This is a genomic window from Bradyrhizobium sp. 159 (assembly GCF_023073795.1).
Taxonomy (GTDB): Bacteria; Pseudomonadota; Alphaproteobacteria; order Rhizobiales; family Xanthobacteraceae; genus Bradyrhizobium.
In genome coordinates, this window is the sequence record NZ_JADPKE010000093.1 from 15955 (window position 1) to 33636 (window position 17682).

17 protein-coding genes are annotated in these 17682 nt (G+C 64.3%); 7 read left to right on the forward strand and 10 right to left on the reverse strand.

Features of this window, described 5'->3' with window-relative positions; translation table 11 throughout:
* Window positions 1-35: 35 nt before the first annotated feature.
* From otnK to ltnD, 3 genes are read right to left on the reverse strand one after another with little or no spacing between them, the layout of a single operon-like run.
* The gene (gene otnK, locus IVA96_RS29400; protein ID WP_247279788.1) at window positions 36-1310 is read right to left on the reverse strand and encodes a 3-oxo-tetronate kinase; all 1275 of its coding nucleotides are present in this window, start codon (window positions 1308-1310) and stop codon (window positions 36-38) included.
* Window positions 1307-2089 (reverse strand): 2-oxo-tetronate isomerase, encoded by a 783-nt coding sequence (gene otnI, locus IVA96_RS29405; RefSeq protein ID WP_247279789.1) that lies wholly within the window; start codon window positions 2087-2089, stop codon window positions 1307-1309. Before otnI ends, otnK begins: the two co-directional genes overlap by 4 nt.
* A gap of 16 nt (window positions 2090-2105) precedes the next feature.
* Window positions 2106-3023: an L-threonate dehydrogenase gene (gene ltnD, locus IVA96_RS29410; RefSeq protein WP_247279790.1), complete on the reverse strand. Its 918-nt coding sequence runs from the start codon at window positions 3021-3023 to the stop codon at window positions 2106-2108.
* Window positions 3024-3127: 104 nt separating this feature from the next.
* On the opposite strand from ltnD, the gene IVA96_RS29415 reads away from it, so the two are divergent.
* Window positions 3128-3802: an aldolase gene (locus tag IVA96_RS29415; protein WP_247279791.1), complete on the forward strand. Its 675-nt coding sequence runs from the start codon at window positions 3128-3130 to the stop codon at window positions 3800-3802.
* A gap of 182 nt (window positions 3803-3984) precedes the next feature.
* On the opposite strand, the gene IVA96_RS29420 is transcribed toward IVA96_RS29415, so the two are convergent.
* From IVA96_RS29420 to IVA96_RS29445, 6 genes are all read right to left on the reverse strand, one after another.
* On the reverse strand, window positions 3985-4689 hold the full coding sequence (locus IVA96_RS29420; protein WP_247420781.1) for an ABC transporter ATP-binding protein: 705 nt from the start codon (window positions 4687-4689) through the stop codon (window positions 3985-3987).
* On the reverse strand, window positions 4673-5404 hold the full coding sequence (locus IVA96_RS29425; protein WP_247279793.1) for an ABC transporter ATP-binding protein: 732 nt from the start codon (window positions 5402-5404) through the stop codon (window positions 4673-4675). Before IVA96_RS29425 ends, IVA96_RS29420 begins: the two co-directional genes overlap by 17 nt.
* Window positions 5401-6384 (reverse strand): branched-chain amino acid ABC transporter permease, encoded by a 984-nt coding sequence (locus IVA96_RS29430; RefSeq protein ID WP_247279794.1) that lies wholly within the window; start codon window positions 6382-6384, stop codon window positions 5401-5403. Before IVA96_RS29430 ends, IVA96_RS29425 begins: the two co-directional genes overlap by 4 nt.
* Window positions 6384-7262, reverse strand: coding sequence for a branched-chain amino acid ABC transporter permease (locus IVA96_RS29435; protein ID WP_346015458.1), 879 nt, complete (start codon window positions 7260-7262; stop codon window positions 6384-6386). Before IVA96_RS29435 ends, IVA96_RS29430 begins: the two co-directional genes overlap by 1 nt.
* Before the next feature lie 167 nt (window positions 7263-7429).
* Entirely contained in the window at window positions 7430-8674 is a 1245-nt protein-coding gene (locus IVA96_RS29440; protein WP_247420786.1) for an ABC transporter substrate-binding protein, read from the reverse strand.
* Window positions 8675-8762: 88 nt separating this feature from the next.
* Window positions 8763-9578, reverse strand: coding sequence for a putative hydro-lyase (locus tag IVA96_RS29445; protein WP_247420789.1), 816 nt, complete (start codon window positions 9576-9578; stop codon window positions 8763-8765).
* A gap of 120 nt (window positions 9579-9698) precedes the next feature.
* Between IVA96_RS29445 and IVA96_RS29450 the strand changes: the two genes are divergently transcribed.
* The 4 genes from IVA96_RS29450 to IVA96_RS29465 are packed head-to-tail and all read left to right on the forward strand — an operon-like array spanning window position 9699 to window position 13908.
* Complete coding sequence (locus IVA96_RS29450; protein WP_247279797.1) at window positions 9699-10616, forward strand: LysR family transcriptional regulator; 918 nt, start codon at window positions 9699-9701, stop codon at window positions 10614-10616.
* Window positions 10617-10648: 32 nt separating this feature from the next.
* Window positions 10649-11899, forward strand: a complete 1251-nt coding sequence (locus IVA96_RS29455; RefSeq protein WP_247420791.1) for a Zn-dependent hydrolase — start codon at window positions 10649-10651, stop codon at window positions 11897-11899.
* Window positions 11900-11911: 12 nt separating this feature from the next.
* Window positions 11912-12823: an NAD(P)-dependent oxidoreductase gene (locus IVA96_RS29460; RefSeq protein ID WP_247420794.1), complete on the forward strand. Its 912-nt coding sequence runs from the start codon at window positions 11912-11914 to the stop codon at window positions 12821-12823.
* An 11-nt stretch (window positions 12824-12834) separates the two neighbouring features.
* Window positions 12835-13908: a malate/lactate/ureidoglycolate dehydrogenase gene (locus IVA96_RS29465; RefSeq protein WP_247279800.1), complete on the forward strand. Its 1074-nt coding sequence runs from the start codon at window positions 12835-12837 to the stop codon at window positions 13906-13908.
* A 198-nt stretch (window positions 13909-14106) separates the two neighbouring features.
* Here IVA96_RS29465 and IVA96_RS29470 read toward each other — a convergent pair whose 3' ends face one another.
* Window positions 14107-15180, reverse strand: a complete 1074-nt coding sequence (locus tag IVA96_RS29470; protein WP_247420799.1) for a tartrate dehydrogenase — start codon at window positions 15178-15180, stop codon at window positions 14107-14109.
* Between the two features lie 152 nt (window positions 15181-15332).
* On the opposite strand from IVA96_RS29470, the gene IVA96_RS29475 reads away from it, so the two are divergent.
* Window positions 15333-16109: an SDR family oxidoreductase gene (locus IVA96_RS29475; RefSeq protein WP_247420801.1), complete on the forward strand. Its 777-nt coding sequence runs from the start codon at window positions 15333-15335 to the stop codon at window positions 16107-16109.
* Between the two features lie 127 nt (window positions 16110-16236).
* Window positions 16237-17655, forward strand: a complete 1419-nt coding sequence (locus IVA96_RS29480; RefSeq protein ID WP_247420804.1) for an amidase family protein — start codon at window positions 16237-16239, stop codon at window positions 17653-17655.
* The last annotated feature ends 27 nt before the right edge of the window (window positions 17656-17682 follow it).

Here is a 17682-nt window from a genome sequence, read left to right on the forward strand (position 1 = left end):
AAAGAAATGAACAGGCAGCTAACAATGCTCTGCGCTCAGCGCATGAGCTTAAGCGCGTCCGTGAAAAACTCCGGGCCACCGAAATTTCCGGACTTTAGCGCAAGCAGCATCTCGCCTGTCTCTGCACCGACCGCGCGCAACACCGGGACACCCGCCGCGATTTCCACTCCTACGAGAAATCCGGGAATCCTCAACCGGTCGACCACGGAGCCTGACGTCTCGCCACCCGCGACGATCAAGCGCCGAACGCCCGCCTGCACCAGGCCTTCGGCAATGTCGGCCATGGCCTGCTCGATGGCATGCCCGGCCGCATCGCGGCCGTGACGCGCCTGAACGGCGGCAACGGCTTCCGGTGTCGCGCTCGAGGCGATCAGGACAGGGCCATCCGCCAGCCGCGGTCTCGCCCAGGCCAGCGCCCGCTGCGCTTCGCCGCCCCCCGCGACGATCTGCTCGGGATCAAGATGTAACACCGGCATGACACGCTCGGCATTGGCGATCTGCTGAAGCGTTGCCTGGGAGCAGCTTCCGGCAAGGCAGGCCGCCGGCCCGCCAACCGCGGCGCCCGTCCCGCCTGCCGCCGTCGACTTGACCTTGCCTGTCGACACCAGCGCACGAGCGAGGCCAAGGCCGATGCCGGAGGCGCCGACCGAGAGCCGATGTTCGGCGGCGACGAGGCCGATCGTCTCGAGGTCGCGGTCGAACACGGCGTCGATGATCGCGGCACCGATGCCCTTGTCCGCGAGTTCGGCCAGGCGCGCCCGCACGGCGTCTGCACCGCGCGAGACTGTGGCGAGATCGACGAGGCCGATTTGCGTCTTGCTCTGGCGCGCCAAGACGCGCACCAGGTTGGAATCGTGCATCGGGTTGAGCGGATGGTCCTTCAGCGGGCTCTCGTTCAGCGGCACGGCGCCGACGAAGAGGTTGCCCTGGTAGACGGTGCGTCCTGTTTCCGGAAAGGCCGGCGTCACCAGCACGGCGCTTTCGCCGCATTCGGCGCGCAAGGCGTCCATCACCGGCCCGATATTGCCGGCATCGGTGGAATCGAAGGTCGAACAGATCTTGAACAGCACGTGGCCCGCGCCGCGGCCGCGCAACCATGTCTCCGCCGCGCGTGAGCGCGACACGGCAACGCTGGCGTCGATCGAACGGCTCTTCAGTGACACCACGACGGCGTCGACCTCGGGCAGCGCGAGATCGTTCGCGGGCACACCGATCGTCTGCACGGTACGCAGGCCCGCTCGCGTCAGCGTATTGGCGAGGTCGGAGGCGCCGGTGTAGTCGTCGGCGATGCAGCCCAACGCAAGTATCACGGCTTCACTCCCGCGTAAGGCTCGAACCAGGCGAGCCCATCCGTTGTCTTGCCGCGCGGATTGTATTCGCAGCCGACGAAGCCGGCATAGCCGAGCCGGTCGAGCTCAGTGAACAGGAACGGATAGTTCAGCTCCTCGCCGTCAGGCTCGTTGCGCGAGGGGATGCTGGCGATCTGGATGTGGCCGATGATCGGCATCATCTCGCGCAGCCGCATGGTGACGTCGCCGTGGATGATCTGGCAGTGATAGATGTCGAACTGGAGTTTTAGGTTCGGCAGCCTCAACTCCTGGATCAGGTCGCGGGCGAAGCCGAAATCGTTGAGGAAGTAGCCGGGCACGTTGCGTGCATTGATCGGTTCGATCACGATATCGATGCCGTGCGGCGCGAAGAACTCCGCGGCCCACGTCACCGATTTGTAGAAGGCCTCGATCGCGACGCGCTCGCCCCGATTGGCGATGCCGGCCATCAGGTGCAGGCGCTTGACGCCAGTCGCCTGGGCGTACGGCAATGCCCTCCCCAGGCTCGCCTTCAGATCGGAGAACCGCGCCGGTAACGCGGCAAAACCCTTGTCGCCGGCATTCCAGTCGCCCGGCGGCAGGTTGAACAGCGCCTGGGTCAGACCGTTGCGCTTGAGCCGCTCGCCGACCGCCTCGGCCGGATGCTCATAGGGAAAGAGAAACTCGACTGCGGTGAAGCCCGCTTGCGCGGCGGCATCGAAGCGGTCGAGGAACGGCACCTCGGTGAACATCATCGAGAGATTGGCGGCAAAACGGGGCATCGGAATCCTCTCAGCTCTACTTGTCGCCGGGCAGCTTGACGCCGGTGACCTGCGCATACATCCGCGCCACCGAAGCGTCGTCGTCACGGCCCATGCCCGCGGCTGACGTCATCAGAAACATCTGGAGCGCGGCGGCGGAGACCGGCACCGGGAATCTGGCGCTGCGCGCCATGTCCTGGATGATGCCGAGGTCTTTGACGAAGATCTCGACCGCGCTGCGCGGCGTGTAGTCGCCATCGAGCACGTGCGGCATCCGGTTCTCGAACATCCAGGAATTGCCGGCGGAGGCTGTGATCACCTCATAGACTTTGCGAATGTCGAGGCCCTGCTTGGCCGCGAACGCCATCGCTTCGCTGGCGGCGGCAATGTGCACGCCAGCGAGGAGCTGGTTGATCATCTTGAACGCGGCGCCCTGCCCTGCGGCGTCACCGAGCTCATAGACCTTTGCGGCCATGGCATCGAGAGCTGGACGCGCCTTGGCAAAAGCGGTGGAGCTACCGGACGCGAGGATGGTCAGCTCGCCTTGCGCGGCGCGCTGCGCCCCACCGGAGATCGGCGCATCCAGATAATGCCGGCCGGTCGCCTCAAACTGCTTGGCAAGACGCCGCGCGACATCCGGGTCCATGGTGGCCGAGGATATGAAGACGCTGCCCTTCGGCATGGTCTCGGCGGCGCCATCCTTGCCGAACAGGATGGCTTCGGTCTGGGCAGCGTTGACCACGACGCTGACGACGATGTCGGCGTCCTTGGCAGCGTCAGCCGGCGTCTTGGCGCCCGCGCCGCCGTCCTCCACGAAACGCGCGACGGCATCGTCGGAGACGTCGCACCCGGTGACGGCATGGCCGGCGCGTTTCAGCGAGGTCGCCATGCCAAAGCCCATCGAGCCGAGCCCGATCACGACGATGCGCTGATTTTGTGACGTGGAGGCGGACATGCAACTGACCCTTGCGAACGTTTCCCGGACCGCCGCCCTTTGCGGCGGCTCGGCGAACCGATAACACGGCTTGGCCGCGCTGCCAAAGCGTGAGACAAGCAGGCATGACGGCCATGAGCAACGAGACACGGCTGCGCGAGGATATCTGCCGCTTCGGGCGGTCGCTGTTCGAGCGCGGGCTGACGCCGGGCTCCTCCGGCAATATCAGCGTCAGGCTGGACGGCGGCGGTTGGCTGGTGACGCCGACCAACGCCTCGCTTGGCTTCCTCGATCCGGCGCGGCTGTCGCGGCTCGACGATCAGGGCCGGCTGGTTTCGGGCGATGCGCCGACCAAGGAAGTTCCGCTGCACACTGCGCTCTACGACACGCGCGGGAGCGCGCGCGCGATCGTGCACCTGCACTCGACCCATTCGGTTGCGCTCTCGATGCTGCCCGACATCGACCCGCGCGCCGCGCTGCCGCCGATGACGGCCTATTATCTAATGAAATGCGGCGCCACCGCGCTCGTGCCGTATTATCGCCCTGGCGATCGTGCGGTCGCGGATGCGATCAAAGGGCTGGCGGGGAAATATTCATCGGTGCTGCTCGCCAATCACGGCCCGGTCGTCGCCGGCGACACGCTGGAAGCGGCCGTGTTTGCGACCGAGGAGCTGGAGGAGACGGCGAAGCTGTATCTGTTGCTGCGCGGGATGAACCCACGATACCTCTCGCCGGATCAGGTGACGGATCTGGTGAAGGTGTTTGGAGTGACGCTGCCGGAGCATAGGGATGGGCATTAGTGTCGTGCGGTCATCGGCGCCCTAACGCCGCCTCACCCAGCGCTGTCATTCCCCGCGAAGGCGGGGAATCTAGTACGCCGCGGCTTGTCCGTATTTCACTGACGCCTCTGGAATACTGGATCGCCCGCCTTCGCGGGCGATGACACCGAGTGTGCGGAGCGTGAATGCCGCACACGCCACAGTTACAGCCCCAGATACGCCTTGCGGACGGCCGGATTGCCTTTGATCTCCGCGGCCGCACCCTGCATCAGCACGCGGCCGGTTTGCAGGATGTAGGCGCGATCGGCGATCTCGAGGCACTCGGCCATGCGCTGCTCGACGATCAGCACGGTCATGCCGGCATCGCGGATGCGCTTCACGGCCTGAAAGATCTCGTCGACCAGCTTCGGCATGATACCCTGCGAAGGCTCGTCCAGCATCAACAGCCGCGGACGCGTCATCAGAGCGCGGCCGATCGCGAGCATCTGCTGTTCGCCACCGGAGAGCGTCTCGGCGCGCTGCTCCAGGCGTTCGGCCAGACGCGGGAAAAGCTGGAAGACGAGATCGAGCGGCTCCTCACGGTTCGCCTCGCCGCGATAGAGATAGCTGCCGAGGCGCAGATTGTCGCGCACCGACAGACGGGGGAACAAGCGGCGGTTCTCGGGCACATAGGCAATGCCGGTGGCCGTGATGTGATGCTGCGCCATGCCATCGAGACGCTTGCCGTCGAATGTCACCGTGCCCGAACGCGGCCGCTCGGCGCCGGCAATGGACTTGAGCAGCGTCGACTTGCCCGCGCCATTGGCACCGGCAACGCAGACGATCTCGCCCTTCTGAACCTCGATCGAGACCGCGGAGATCGCGACCAGGCCCTGGTAGGCGGTCGTGACTTCACGCACCGACAGCATGACGATCTCCCAGATATGCGCTGATCACCTTGGGATCGCGGACGACCTCAGCAGGCTTGCCTTCGACCAGCACCTTGCCGAGGTCGAGCACGATGGCGCGATCGACCAAAGGCATCACGATCTCCATGACGTGCTCGACCATCAGCACGGTGATGCCGGCATCGCGCACCTTGCGCACCAAGGCGACGCCAGTCTGCGCCTCGGTCGGCGTGAGGCCGGTGAGGACTTCGTCGAGCAGCAGCAGCTTTGGCTCGGTTGCCAGCGCACGCGCGACTTCGAGGCGGCGCTTCTCGGCCGGCACGAGGTCGCTTGCGAGCACATCGGCGCGCGCGGCAAGGCCGGTGAATTCGAGCACCTCATGCGCCTTGCGGCGCGCCTCACGCATCACGGTGTTGCGAACCAAGGCGCCGACGATGACGTTGTCGATGACCGTCATGGTCTCAAAGCTCTTGACCACCTGGAAGGTGCGCCCGATGCCGCGCTGGCAGCGCTCGGCCGCCGGCATGCGGGTAACATCCTCGCCGTCGAACCAGATCGAGCCTTGCGTCGGCGGCAGCACCCCCGCGATGAGATTGAACAGCGTCGACTTGCCGGCGCCGTTCGGGCCGATCAGGCCGACGATCTCGCCGCGGCCGACCGAGATCGAGACATCGCTGTTGGCGACGAGCCCGCCAAAACGCTGCCAGACGCCACGGGTTTCGAGGAGCGCGGTCATCGTGTGGCCCCCTTCGCCTTGGTACGTGAGAGCAGGCTCACCAGACCCTGCGGCAACGCCAGCGAGATCAGCACGATCAGGGTGCCGTAGACGATGAGGTCGACGCCGCGCCCGGAACCGCCGATATAGGAGCGCGTCAGCTCCGTCATCGGGATCAGGATGGCGGCCCCCAACACCGGCCCCCAGAGGGTACCGATGCCACCGAGCACGGCCGGCAGTGCCATCAGCAGCGAGAACTGGAAGCCCATCACGCTCTCAGGATCGATATAGGCAAGGAACTGCGCATAGAATGCGCCGCCGATGGCGACGAGGAAGGCGGAGACGGCTGCCGCGCCCATCTTGGAGTTGAACACGACGACGCCGAGGCTTTCGGCCGCCTCCGGGTTGTCCTTCACCGCGCGCCACCAAAAGCCCCATTTGGAGTCCTCCAGCCACCAGGTGACGAACCAGGCGAGGCAGCACAATGCCAGCGCGAAATAAAAGTATGGCAGTTTGGTGCGCAGAAACTGGAATTTCAGCCAGCTGTCGCCGCGGATCGGAATGGTGATCCCCATCGCCGCTCCCGCCCACTCCCAGTTCTGGAACAGCAACAGGCCGATCTCGGCAATGACGATGGTCGCGATCACGAAGTAATGGCCGCGCAGGCGAAAGAAGGGATAGCCGAGCCCCATCGCGATCAGGGCGGCAATCACGCCGCCGCCGAGCATGCCGAACCAGGGCAGCACGCCGAACTTGGTGAACAAGAGTTCGGTGGTGTAGGCGCCGATGCCGAAATAGAGCGCGTGTCCCAGCGAGATCTGTCCGCAATAGCCGGAGAGGATGTTCCAACTCTGCGACAGCGCCGCATACATCAAGGTCAGGATGAGGATGTTCTGAACGTAGACGTCCTTGACGAGCAACGGCGCCAGCGCTGCGAGCCCGGCCAATACTGCGGCAATGATGAGGTCGCGGCGGCGCCGCGCGGCAAATTTATTGTCCATCACATCGACCCGAACAGGCCACGCGGCCGGATGAAGACGACGAGCAGGTAGACGGCGTAGATGCCGACCGACTTCAGCGAGGGCGGCAGCACCAAGGCGGTGACGGCCTCCACGAGGCCGACAATGATCCCGCCGGCAAAGGCCCCAAACACGCTGCCGAAGCCGCCCAGCGCCACCGTAACATAGGCGATCAGCGCGAAGGACGCGCCGACATCGGGGTAGATGTAGAAGAACACCGCCATGATGGCGCCGGCAAGACCGACCAGCGCGGCGCCAAGGCCCCAGCCCAGCGCAAACACGCGGTTCTTGTCGATGCCGACGAGAGCCACCGCGCCGGGATCCTCACGCGTCGCTTCCAGCGCGCGGCCGAAATCGGTCCGATTGATGAAGAAATAGAGTCCGGCGAAAGCGAGAATCGAGACCAGCGCGCCGATCAGCTGCGGCTCCGGCAGGAAGATGCCGGCGACCGAGATGGTCTTGCCGCCGAGCCAAGACTGCGGAATGCTGCGATAATCCGGCGTGAAGAAGAACTGCGCCAGGCCGCGCATCACGATGGCAAGGCCGAAGGTGGAGAAGATCTGCACCATGCCGGCATTGGCTTTGGCCCGCATGGCGAAGCGGACAATCAATAGATAGACCACCGCTCCGAACACGAACAGCGCCGCGGCGACCAGCGGCGCCGACAAAAGGGGATCGATGGCGAAGAACGCGAACAGGAAGAAGCTCACATACATCGCGATCATCAGGAACTCGCCATGAGCGAAGTTCACGACGTCCATCAGGCCGAAGATCAGCGCGAGGCCGACCGCGATCAGTCCATAGAGCAGGCCCATGAGCAGGCCGCTCGCGAGACTTTGGATAATGGCTTGGGCTGTCACCTCTGATCCCCCGTTCGAAACGTCATCGTTTGCTCCGTCATTGCGAGCGAAGCGAAGCAATCCAGAATCTCACCGCCGAGGCAGTCTGGATTGCTTCGTCGCTACGCTCCTCGCAATGACGAGGCATTCACGACGACCTCGATCTTCTGTCCTGCTTCAGCAGCGTCTTACTTCATCGGCCAGATCGCCTCGGCGATCGCGGCCTGCGGCGGGAAGATGGTGACGAACTTGCCGCCAACATATTGCAGCAGCACCGGGTCGGCGTCGTTGTTCTGGCCCATCTCGTCGAACTTGACCCGCTTCCAGGGCATGATGGTCTGCTCGCCCGGGATGTCGGTCGCCGCCAGCGCATCGCGAATCTTCTCGCCGTCGGTCGACTTGGCGCGGCTGATGGCATCGGCGAGGATGATCAGGCCCATGAACTGGCGCGAGGTGAGGTCGTTGAAGTCCTTGCCCGACTTCGCCTTGAACATCTCGTTGATCTTGCCGACCATCGGGCGCTTCTGCGCGAGGTCGAGCGAGAAGGTGCCGCGCGAGATCACGCCTTCGACTTTGTCGCCGACGGCATCATAAAGCGCCTTCTCGGAGAAGCCGGCATCCTGCGCCACGATCGCGTTCGGCTTGTAACCGAGCTCGGCCATGGTCTTGACCAAGAGGATGCCGTCGGTGGTGTAGCTCGACGGCATCAGCACGTCGGCATTGGCGGTCTTGAGCTGCTGCACCTCGGCCGAGAGCGAGGGCGAGTTGGCACGGTACTTGATGTCGGTGACGATTTTGTAGCCGCGCTCGCCGGCGATCTTGGCCTGGGCGTTGCCGGAGTCGGTGCCGAAGATGGTGTCCTCGTGGAACAGCGAAAGCGTCTCGATCTTGGTGCCCTTCTTCTTCATGGCATCGAAGAAGTCGAACATCGCGGCCGAGTACATCTCGTCATGCGGCGCGGCACGGAAGTAATATTTCAAGCCGCGGCGATGCAGGCTCGGCGAGGAATTGTCGGCGGAGACGAACGGGATCTGGTAGCGCTCGCAGATCTGGCTGACAGTGACGGCGACCGCGCTCTGATAGGTGCCGATGATGGCGGCGACCTTTTCCTGCGTGATCAGGCGCTCGGCCTCGGCACGCCCCTTCTGCGGATCGGCCTGGTGGTCGGCGAACACGAGGCGGACCTTGGCGCCGCCGAGGCCCGGCAGGCCTTCACCTTTCGCCAGCGGCAGGTCGAAATTGGTGTCCTTGTTGATGACTTCGAGCGCGGTTTCATAGGCCTTCTGCGCATCGACGCCCTGCTGCGCGCTGCCGCCGGAGAACGGATAGATCACGCCGATCACGACTTCCGAGGTCTGTGCGCGCGCTGCCAGCGGCACCAGCGCGGCCGTAGCGGTAGCTCCTAACAACACGTCGCGGCGAGAGATCGTCATGGCAAAGTTCCCTGTACTGAATTTCGACTGATCGAATGAAGTGATTGATGGATGCGGTAAAGCCTGAACAAGCAGCATACGCTGCCCATTAAATCACGGCCATGGTCCTGTTCTTGAGATCCGTCACCAGCATCAGGCCGGGCGAATGCGTGATCGCGAACGGCAGTTTGGCGGCATTGATCACCGATTGCGGCGTCACGCCGCAAGCCCAGAACACCGGGATCTCGTCATCGGCGACCGGAACGGGATCACCGTAGTCAGGCTTGGCAATGTCCTTGATGCCGATCAGATGCGGATGGCCGAGATGCACCGGCGCACCGTGCACGGCGGGATATCGCGAGGTGATCTGCACCGCGCGGATCACGTCCGCCGGCTTGAACGGACGCATCGACACCACCATCGGGCCGGCAAAGGGGCCAGCCTCGCCGCAAGCGATGTTGGTGCGGTACATCGGCACGCGCACGTTCTGTTCGATGTGACGGATCGGCATTCCCTCCTCGAGCAGCGCCTCTTCGAACGAGAAGGAGCAGCCAAGCACGAAGGTCACGAGATCGTCGCGCCAGTAGCTCTTCACGTCGGTCGGCTCGTCGACGATCTCGCCGTCACGCCAGACGCGGTAGCGCGGCACGTCGGTGCGGATGTCGAGATCAACGCCGAGCGAGGGGATGTGCGGGCTGCCGACGTCGGACATGCCGATGATCGGGCACGGCTTCGGATTGAGCTGGCAGAAGCGGTGAAAGGCGCTGGCATATTCCGCCGGGAGGATTGCCAGATTGCCCTGGACGAAGCCGGGCGCAACGCCGGCGGTGGAGGCGACCTGCCCTTCGCGATAGGCAAGCCGCGCCTTGCGGCTCGGGAGCGTGTCGGGCGTTTCAGTTTGCTGCGCTGCCACCAAAACAGTCATGGGATCGACCTGCCTATAAACTCGACAAAGACAAGCCAACACCAAGCATGCTATAAAGTCTAATCGTCGTTTCTAATCAAACTCGATAAATTTTCTTTATCGAATGGGAAGATCCTTCCAATGCTGGACTTCAGATCGATCGAGACATTTCTCTGGGTTGTGAAGCTCGGCAGCTTTCGGGGCGCCGCGCAACGGCTCAACACGACCCAGCCGGCGATCTCCCAGCGCATCGCCCAGCTCGAGCGCGAGATGGGCGTAAAGCTCCTCAACCGCGATCATCGCGTGGCCTCGCCGACCCCGAGCGGCCGGCAGATGATGGTCTATGCGGAGAAGCTGATCGGGCTGCGCGCCGCGATGATGGCGGAGATCGGCGACCGTTCGGCGATGCGCGGCGTGATGCGACTCGGCGTCGCCGAGACCATCGTGCACACTTGGCTGCCCCGCCTGGTGAAGAGCATGAACGAGGTCTATCCGAACCTGTCGCTGGAGATCGAGGTCGACATCACGCCGAACCTCACCGCGCGTCTGCTCGCACAGGAGATTGAGCTGGCGTTCGTCGTGGGACCGCTGTCCGCTTCCGGCGTGCACAACCGCGTGCTCGCCGATTATCCGATCGGTTTCCTCGCCAGCCCCTCGCTCGGCCTCGGCAAGGGGCCGGTGACGCCGGCGGAGCTCGCGCGATTTCCGATCATTACCTTCCCGCGCAAGACCAAGCCTTACGAGGTCGTGCGCGAGGTGTTCGACCGGCCCGAGCTGCCGCCAATCCGACTGCATGCCTCCGCCTCGCTGGCCACGGTCATCCACATGGCGGTCGAAGGGCTCGGCATCGCCGTGATCCCCGACGCCATCGTCGAGAACGAACTCGCCGACGGGAGGCTGCAACTGCTCGACACCGATCTCGCGATCGCGCCGCTGACCTTCACCGCGAGCTGGCTCGCCTCGCCCGACGTCGTGGCTATCGAGCGCGTCGCGGAGCTGGCGCGGCAGATTGCGCAGAGCAGCCTCGCGGTTGACGCGCCCGCGCTGGCGCGTCATTGAAAAAGGCGCCGGACAATTGAGAGACTGACCGCATGAGCCGAGCCGCCACCAACCTGCAGATCGATCCCGTCCGCCTCTGGGGCTCCATCCACGAGACCGCGCAGTTCGGCGCGACGGCCAAGGGTGGCGTGCGGCGGCTGACGCTCAGCTCCGAGGACAAGCAGGTCCGCGATTGGTTCCGCAAGGCCTGCGAAGACGCGGGCCTGGAGGTGCATGTCGATGCGCTCGGCTCGATGTTCGGCCTGCGCAAGGGGCGCGACATGACAAAGCCGCCCGTCGGCATCGGCTCGCATCTCGACACCCAGCCGACCGGCGGCAAGTATGACGGCATTTTGGGTACGCTCGGCGCACTGGAAGTGATCCGCACGCTGAACGATGCCGGCATTGAGACGGAAGCGCCGATCTGCATCGTCAACTGGACCAACGAGGAAGGCTCGCGCTTCGCACCGGCGATGATGGCGTCTGGCGCCTATGTCGGCGATTTCACCACCGATGACATTTTGTCGCGCAAGGACGCTGAAGGCATGACCGTCAGGCAGGCGCTCGACGGCATCGGTTATCGCGGCGACAAGCCGGTCGGTTTCCAGAAGCTCCGCTGCTTCGTCGAATTGCACATCGAGCAGGGCCCGATCCTGGAGGCCGAAGGCAAGACCATCGGCGTGGTCGATTCCGGCCAGGGCGTGCTGTGGTACGACGGCAAGATTTCCGGCTTCGAGAGCCATGCAGGCTCGACACCGATGCCGCTGCGGCGCGACGCGCTGGCGACACTGTCGGAGATCGTGCTGGCGATGGAGGCGATTGCGAAGAAACATGGTCCGAACGCGGTCGGCACCATCGGCGAGGCCGTGATCGCAAATCCCTCGCGCAACGTCATTCCCGGCGAGATCGCCTTCACCATGGATTGCCGCAGCGCGGATGGCGCCATTATGAACGCGCTCGATCGCGATTTGCGCGCCGCGATTGCCGAGATCGCTGCGCGCCGCAAGGTCGAGGTCAAGGTCGACCTGGTCTGGCGCAAGCCGCCGACGCATTTCGATCCCAAGCTGATTGCGACGGTCGAGAACGCGGCGAAGATGCTCGGCTATTCCTCTCGCCGCATCACCTCCGGGGCTGGCCACGACGCCTGCAACCTCAACACCGTCATGCCGGCGGCTATGGTGTTCGTGCCCTGCAAGGACGGCATCAGCCACAACGAATTGGAGGATGCCACGCAAGCGGACTGTGCCGCGGGGACCAACGTGCTCATGCACACCGTGCTGGCGATCGCCGGCGTCGCGTCCTGACCGGAGAGAACCATGCGCGGAGTTTTCGTCGACGCCAATGAAACGCTGGCGGTGATCATGGAGCGGCTGGAGAAGCCCGGCGATCCCAAAGTGCGGATCCACAGGAATCCTGATATCAAGCCGGAGCAATATCCGGAGATTCTCGACGGCGCCGAAATCGCGATCATTGATCACACTTCGCTTCCGACCGACGTCGCAAAGAAGTGCACCGGCCTCAAGCACGTCGTGTTCCTGGGCACCGGCGCGCGCAGCTACATGAACCCGGAGGAACTGGCCGAGCTCGGCATCACCGTGCATCTGATCAAGGGCTACGGCGACACGGCGGTGGCGGAATCCGCGATCGCGCTGATGTGGGCCTCGGCCCGCGTCATCGCGATGATGGATCGCGAGATGCGCGGCGGCAATTGGCTGCGCGAGGACGGTATGCAGCTCACCGGCAAGACGCTCGGGCTGATCGGCTTCGGCGGCATCGCCGCGGAAGTGGCGCGCATTGCGTCCGGCAGCGGCATGAAGGTGATCGCCTGGAACCGCTCGCCGAAGAGCCATCCTGGCGTAGAATTCACCGATCTCGATACCGTGCTGGCAAGGAGCGACGTCGTGTCGCTGCATCTGCTGCTCAGTGACGAGACGCGCGGCATGATCACGCGCGAGAAGATCTTTGCGATGAAACGCGGTGTCATCCTCATCAACACCGCTCGCGCCGCGATCGTGGACGAAGCCGCCATGATCGATGCCCTGAAATCGGGCCACATCCGGCATGCCGGCCTCGACGTCTTCAACATCGAGCCGCTGCCCGGCGGCCATCCGCTGACAAAATTGCCGAATGTGACGCTGTCGGCGCATTCCGCCTTCCGCACGCCGGAGGCGAGCGAGAACCTGATTGGCGCGGCGTGGGAGCACTGCCGCCGGATCGTGAAGGGATAACAGCAACAACAATGGCCGATTACCGCACCATCAAGGCAGAGAAGCTCACCAGCGTCATCCATGCCATCGCCAAGGCGGGCGGATCCACCGATCGCGAAGCCGAATTGGTCTCCACCAACCTCGTCGAGGCGAACCTGAAAGGCCACGACTCGCACGGCGTCGGCATGATTCCGCGCTATGCCGAGGCGGTCGCCGAGGGCGGCCTCGCGGTCAACCAGCACGTCAAGATCGTGATGGACACTGGCCCCCTGCTCACCCTCGACGGCCTCACCGGCTATGGCCAGGTGATGGGCCAGGAGGCGATGGAGCTGGGCGCCGAGCGCGCCAAGCGCAACGGCGTGTGCGTCGTCGGCCTCTCCAACTCGCACCATATCGGGCGCATCGGCCATTGGGCCGAGCAGTGCATTGAGCACGGGCTGGTGTCGATCCACTTCGTCAACGTGATCTCGCGTCCGATAGTGGCACCCTGGGGTGGCAGCGATGCGCGCCACGGCACCAATCCGTTCTGCGTCGGCATCCCGCGCGCAGGCCACGAGCCGATCGTGCTCGACTTCGCCACCAGCAAGATTGCGCAGGGCAAGACCCGCGTCGCCTACAACAAGGGGGTCGCGCTCGATCCCGGCACCATCATCGATAACGAAGGCAGGCCAACCACGAACCCGCGCTACACCGTGATCGCGCCGCACGGCGCCATCCTGCCGTTCGGCGAGCATAAGGGTTCTGGGTTGGCGTTGGTGTGCGAAATTCTCGGCGGCGCACTTTCGGGCGGGCAGGTCGTCAAAGGCCCGGCCGACAGCAAGCGCCGCGTCCTCAACGGCATGCTCTCGATCATCATCGATCCGAACAAGCTCGGCACCGGCGAGAACCTCGCGCGCGAAGTCGAGAGCTTCGTCGCCTGGCACACCGGCTCGCCCCCCGCCCCGGGTGTCGACAAGGTGAAGATCGCCGGCGAGCCCGAGCGCGAGACCAAGAAGAAGCGGCTGGCCGAGGGCATTCCTGTGGATCCGAATACCTGGCAGGAGATTCTGGACGCCGGAAAGCGGTTCGGGCTCGATCAGGCGACGATTGAGAAGATTGCGGGCTAAGCAGAGCGAGGCACGCTTGTCTTCCCTTCTCCCCTTGTGGGAGAAGGTGGCGCGAAGCGCCGGATGAGGGGTTCTCGCAGCGAGCAAAAACCCACAATGAGAGGTCTGCTTCTGCGGAGATAGACTCCTCCTCACCCGTCTTCGATGCTTCGCATCGAAGCCACCCTCTCCCACGAGGGGAGAGGGTAAAACAGCGAACTAGTCTACCATCTCCGCCACCGCCTTGCCGCAGGCGGTGGTGTCGGCATTGCCGCCGAGATCCTTCGTCCGCAGCGTGCGTTCGGCGAGCGTGCGCTCGATCGCGTCGACGATCGACTTGCCGGCTTCCTTCTCGCCGAGATGCTCGAGCATCATCGCGCCCGACCAAATCATGCCGATCGGGTTGGCGATGCCCTGCCCCGCGATATCGGGAGCCGAGCCGTGCACCGGCTCGAACACCGATGGGAAATTGCGCTCGGGATTGATGTTACCAGACGGCGCGATGCCGATGGTGCCGGTGCAGGCCGGGCCGAGATCGGAGAGGATGTCACCGAACAGATTGGAGCCGACCACGACGTCGAACCAGTCCGGATGCAGCACGAAGTTCGCGGTGAGAATATCGATGTGGTACTTGTCCCATTTCACGCCCGGGAACTTCTTGGCCATCGCCTCCACGCGTTCGTCCCAATAGGGCATGGTGATGGAGATGCCGTTCGACTTCGTCGCCGAGGTCAGGTGCTTCTTCGGCCGCGACTGCGCGAGCTCGAAGGCGAACTTCAGGATGCGGTCAACGCCGGTGCGAGTCATCACCGTCTGCTGCGTCACGAACTCGCGCTCGGTGTCCGGGAACATGCGGCCACCGACGGAGGAATATTCACCTTCCGTGTTCTCGCGCACCACCCAGAAATCGATGTCGCCGGGCTTGCGATTCGCCAGCGGCGACGGCACGCCGGGCATCAGCCGCACGGGACGCAGGTTCACATACTGGTCGAACTCGCGGCGGAATTTGATCAGCGAGCCCCACAGCGAGACGTGGTCCGGAATCTTGGCCGGCCAGCCGACCGCGCCGAAATAGATCGCATCGTGCTTACCGATCTTCTCCTTCCAGTCATCCGGCATCATCTGGCCGTGCTTCTCGTAATAATCCCAGGACGAGAAGTCGAAATGGTCGAATTGCAGGGACACCCCGTGCTTCTTCGCCGCCGCCTCCAGAACGCGCAGGCCCTGAGGCATCACTTCCTTGCCGATGCCGTCGCCGGGAATGATTGCGATCCGGTATTGTTTCTTGCTCATCGAGACGTCCTTGGTTGGTTTCGGCAGCCGCCTTTTGATTGCACTGCAATGGACCAAACGCGGCGCCAGTGCAACGCTGCACTGCAATGTTGACCGTGGCGCGACCGAGCGCCTACTGATCTGATCCTGTTCCCATCCGACGAGTACCCCTCATGGATCTGCATCTGCGCGGTAAGCGCGTCCTGATCACGGGCGCATCCAAGGGCATCGGCGCGGCCGCCGCCGAGGCGTTTGCCGAGGAAGGCGCGCATCTGCTGCTTGCCGCCCGCAGCGGCGAGCAGCTCAAGGCGCTGGCCGAGCGGTTGCGTTCTGCGCACCAGATCGACGCCGCGACGAGTATCGTCGATTTGCGCAAAGCCGAGGACATTGCGCGGCTCGCCAAGGAGGCCGCCGACATCGACATCCTCGTCAACAATGCCGGCGACATCCCTGGTGGGTCCATCGACAAGATCGACGAGGCGACCTGGCGGCACGCCTGGGAATTGAAGGTGTTCGGGTACATCAACCTCACGCGGCAGATCTACGCGCAGATGAAGGCCAAGGGTGGCGGCGTGATCGTCAACGACATCGGTGCGGCCGGCGAGAAGTTCGATGCCAATTACATCTGCGGCAGCGCCGGCAATGCTGCGCTGATGGCGTTCACCCGTGCCCTCGGAGGAAAAAGTCTCGCCGACAACATCCGTGTGGTTGGCATCAATCCCGGCCCTGTCGGCACCGACCGCCACGTCACCCTGCTCAAGACGCGGGCAAAGCACCAATTTGGCGACGAGAGCCGCTACAGCGAATTCCAGAAGAGTCTGCCGCTCGGGCGCCCTGCGCATGCGCGCGAGATCGGCGACCTCATGGCGTTCCTGGCGTCGGCTCGCTCGGGCTATACGTCGGGCGTGATCTATACCGTCGATGGCGGCATCAGCGCCGGGTGGGGGTAGGTCTAACCCTCGTCATTGCGGGCGCAGCGAAGCAATCCAGAAATGCCTCTACGCAAAAGGTCTGGATTGCTTGGTCGCTTCGCTCCTCGCAACGACGGAGCCTAGAAGAAGCACAGGAGTAAACTAATTGTCTCAAGAGCTGATTCGCGAAACCGCGTGCACCGTCGTCGACAAATTGCGGTCCGGCGACGTCTCCCCGCTCGAGCTGCTGGATGTGCTGGAGAAGCGCATCAGTGAAGTCGACAGCAAGGTCAACGCGCTGCCGACGCTGTGCTTCGATCGCGCCCGGGATAACACCAAGGCGCTGATGCAGAAGCCGGCCGGCGCGCGCGGGCTGCTCGCGGGCCTGCCGGTGCCCATCAAGGATCTGACCGACGTTGCGGGCGTGCTGAACACCCAGGGCTCGCCGATCTTCAAGGACAACATCCCGGCGAAATCCGACTTCGTGGTCGAGAACCTCGAGGCCAACGGCGCGGTCGTCTACGCCAAATCCAACACGCCGGAATTCGGCGCCGGCGCCAACACCTTCAACGAGGTATTCGGCGCGACCCTCAATCCCTGGGATACTTCGAAATCTGCGGCCGGGTCCTCCGGCGGCGCAGCAGTTGCGCTCGCCACCGGCATGGCCTGGCTCGCGCAGGGCTCAGACATGGGCGGCAGCCTGCGCAGCCCGGCGAGCTTCTGCGGCATCGTCGGCATGCGGCCGAGCATCGGCCGTGTCGCGCATACGCCGAAGGCAGGCATCGACCGCAATCTGGGCGTGCAGGGTCCGATGGCGCGCAACGTCGAGGATCTCGCCCTGCTGCTGGATGCCATGAGCGGCGACTATGCCGCCGATCCGCTGTCGCTGCCGGCGCCTTTGACTTCGTTTCTCTCGGCGGCGCAGTCCGGCAAGAAGCCGAAGCGCATCGCCTATTCGCCCGATCTCGGCATCACGCCGGTCGATCCCGAGGTCAAGGCGATCACGCGCAAGGCAGCTGAACGTTTCGCCGAGGCCGGCGTCATCGTCGAGGAGGCGCATCCGGACTGGCGCGAGGCGCATGAATGCTTCCACGTGCTGCGCGCTTTCGATTTCGCGATCAGCAAGGCGCAACTTCTCCGGACCAAGCGTGACCTGCTCAAGCCCGAGGTGATCTGGAACATCGAGGAAGGCCTCAAGCTCACCGTCGAGCAGCTTGAGCGCGCCGAGGCCCAGCGCGTCGGCATGACCGCGCGCGCCGTCGAGTTCTTCAAGACCTACGACCTCCTGCTGGTGCCGACGACGATCGTGCCGCCCTTCCCCGTCGAGCATCGCTATGTCGCCGAATGCGCCGGCAAGACGTTCGAGAACTATGTCGAATGGCTCGGCATCGTCTACGCTATCACGCTCGCCTGCTGCCCGTCGCTGTCGCTGCCCTGCGGCTTTACCGCGTCCGGCCTGCCTGTCGGCGTGCAGGTGGTCGGCGCACCGCGCGCAGATGCGCAGGTGATTGCAGGCGCGAAGGTGCTGGAGGATATATTGGGCCTGCGCGGCACGACCCCGATCGATCCGAAGGTGAAGAATTAATCTCGCTCTGGTGCCCGGACGCAGCGC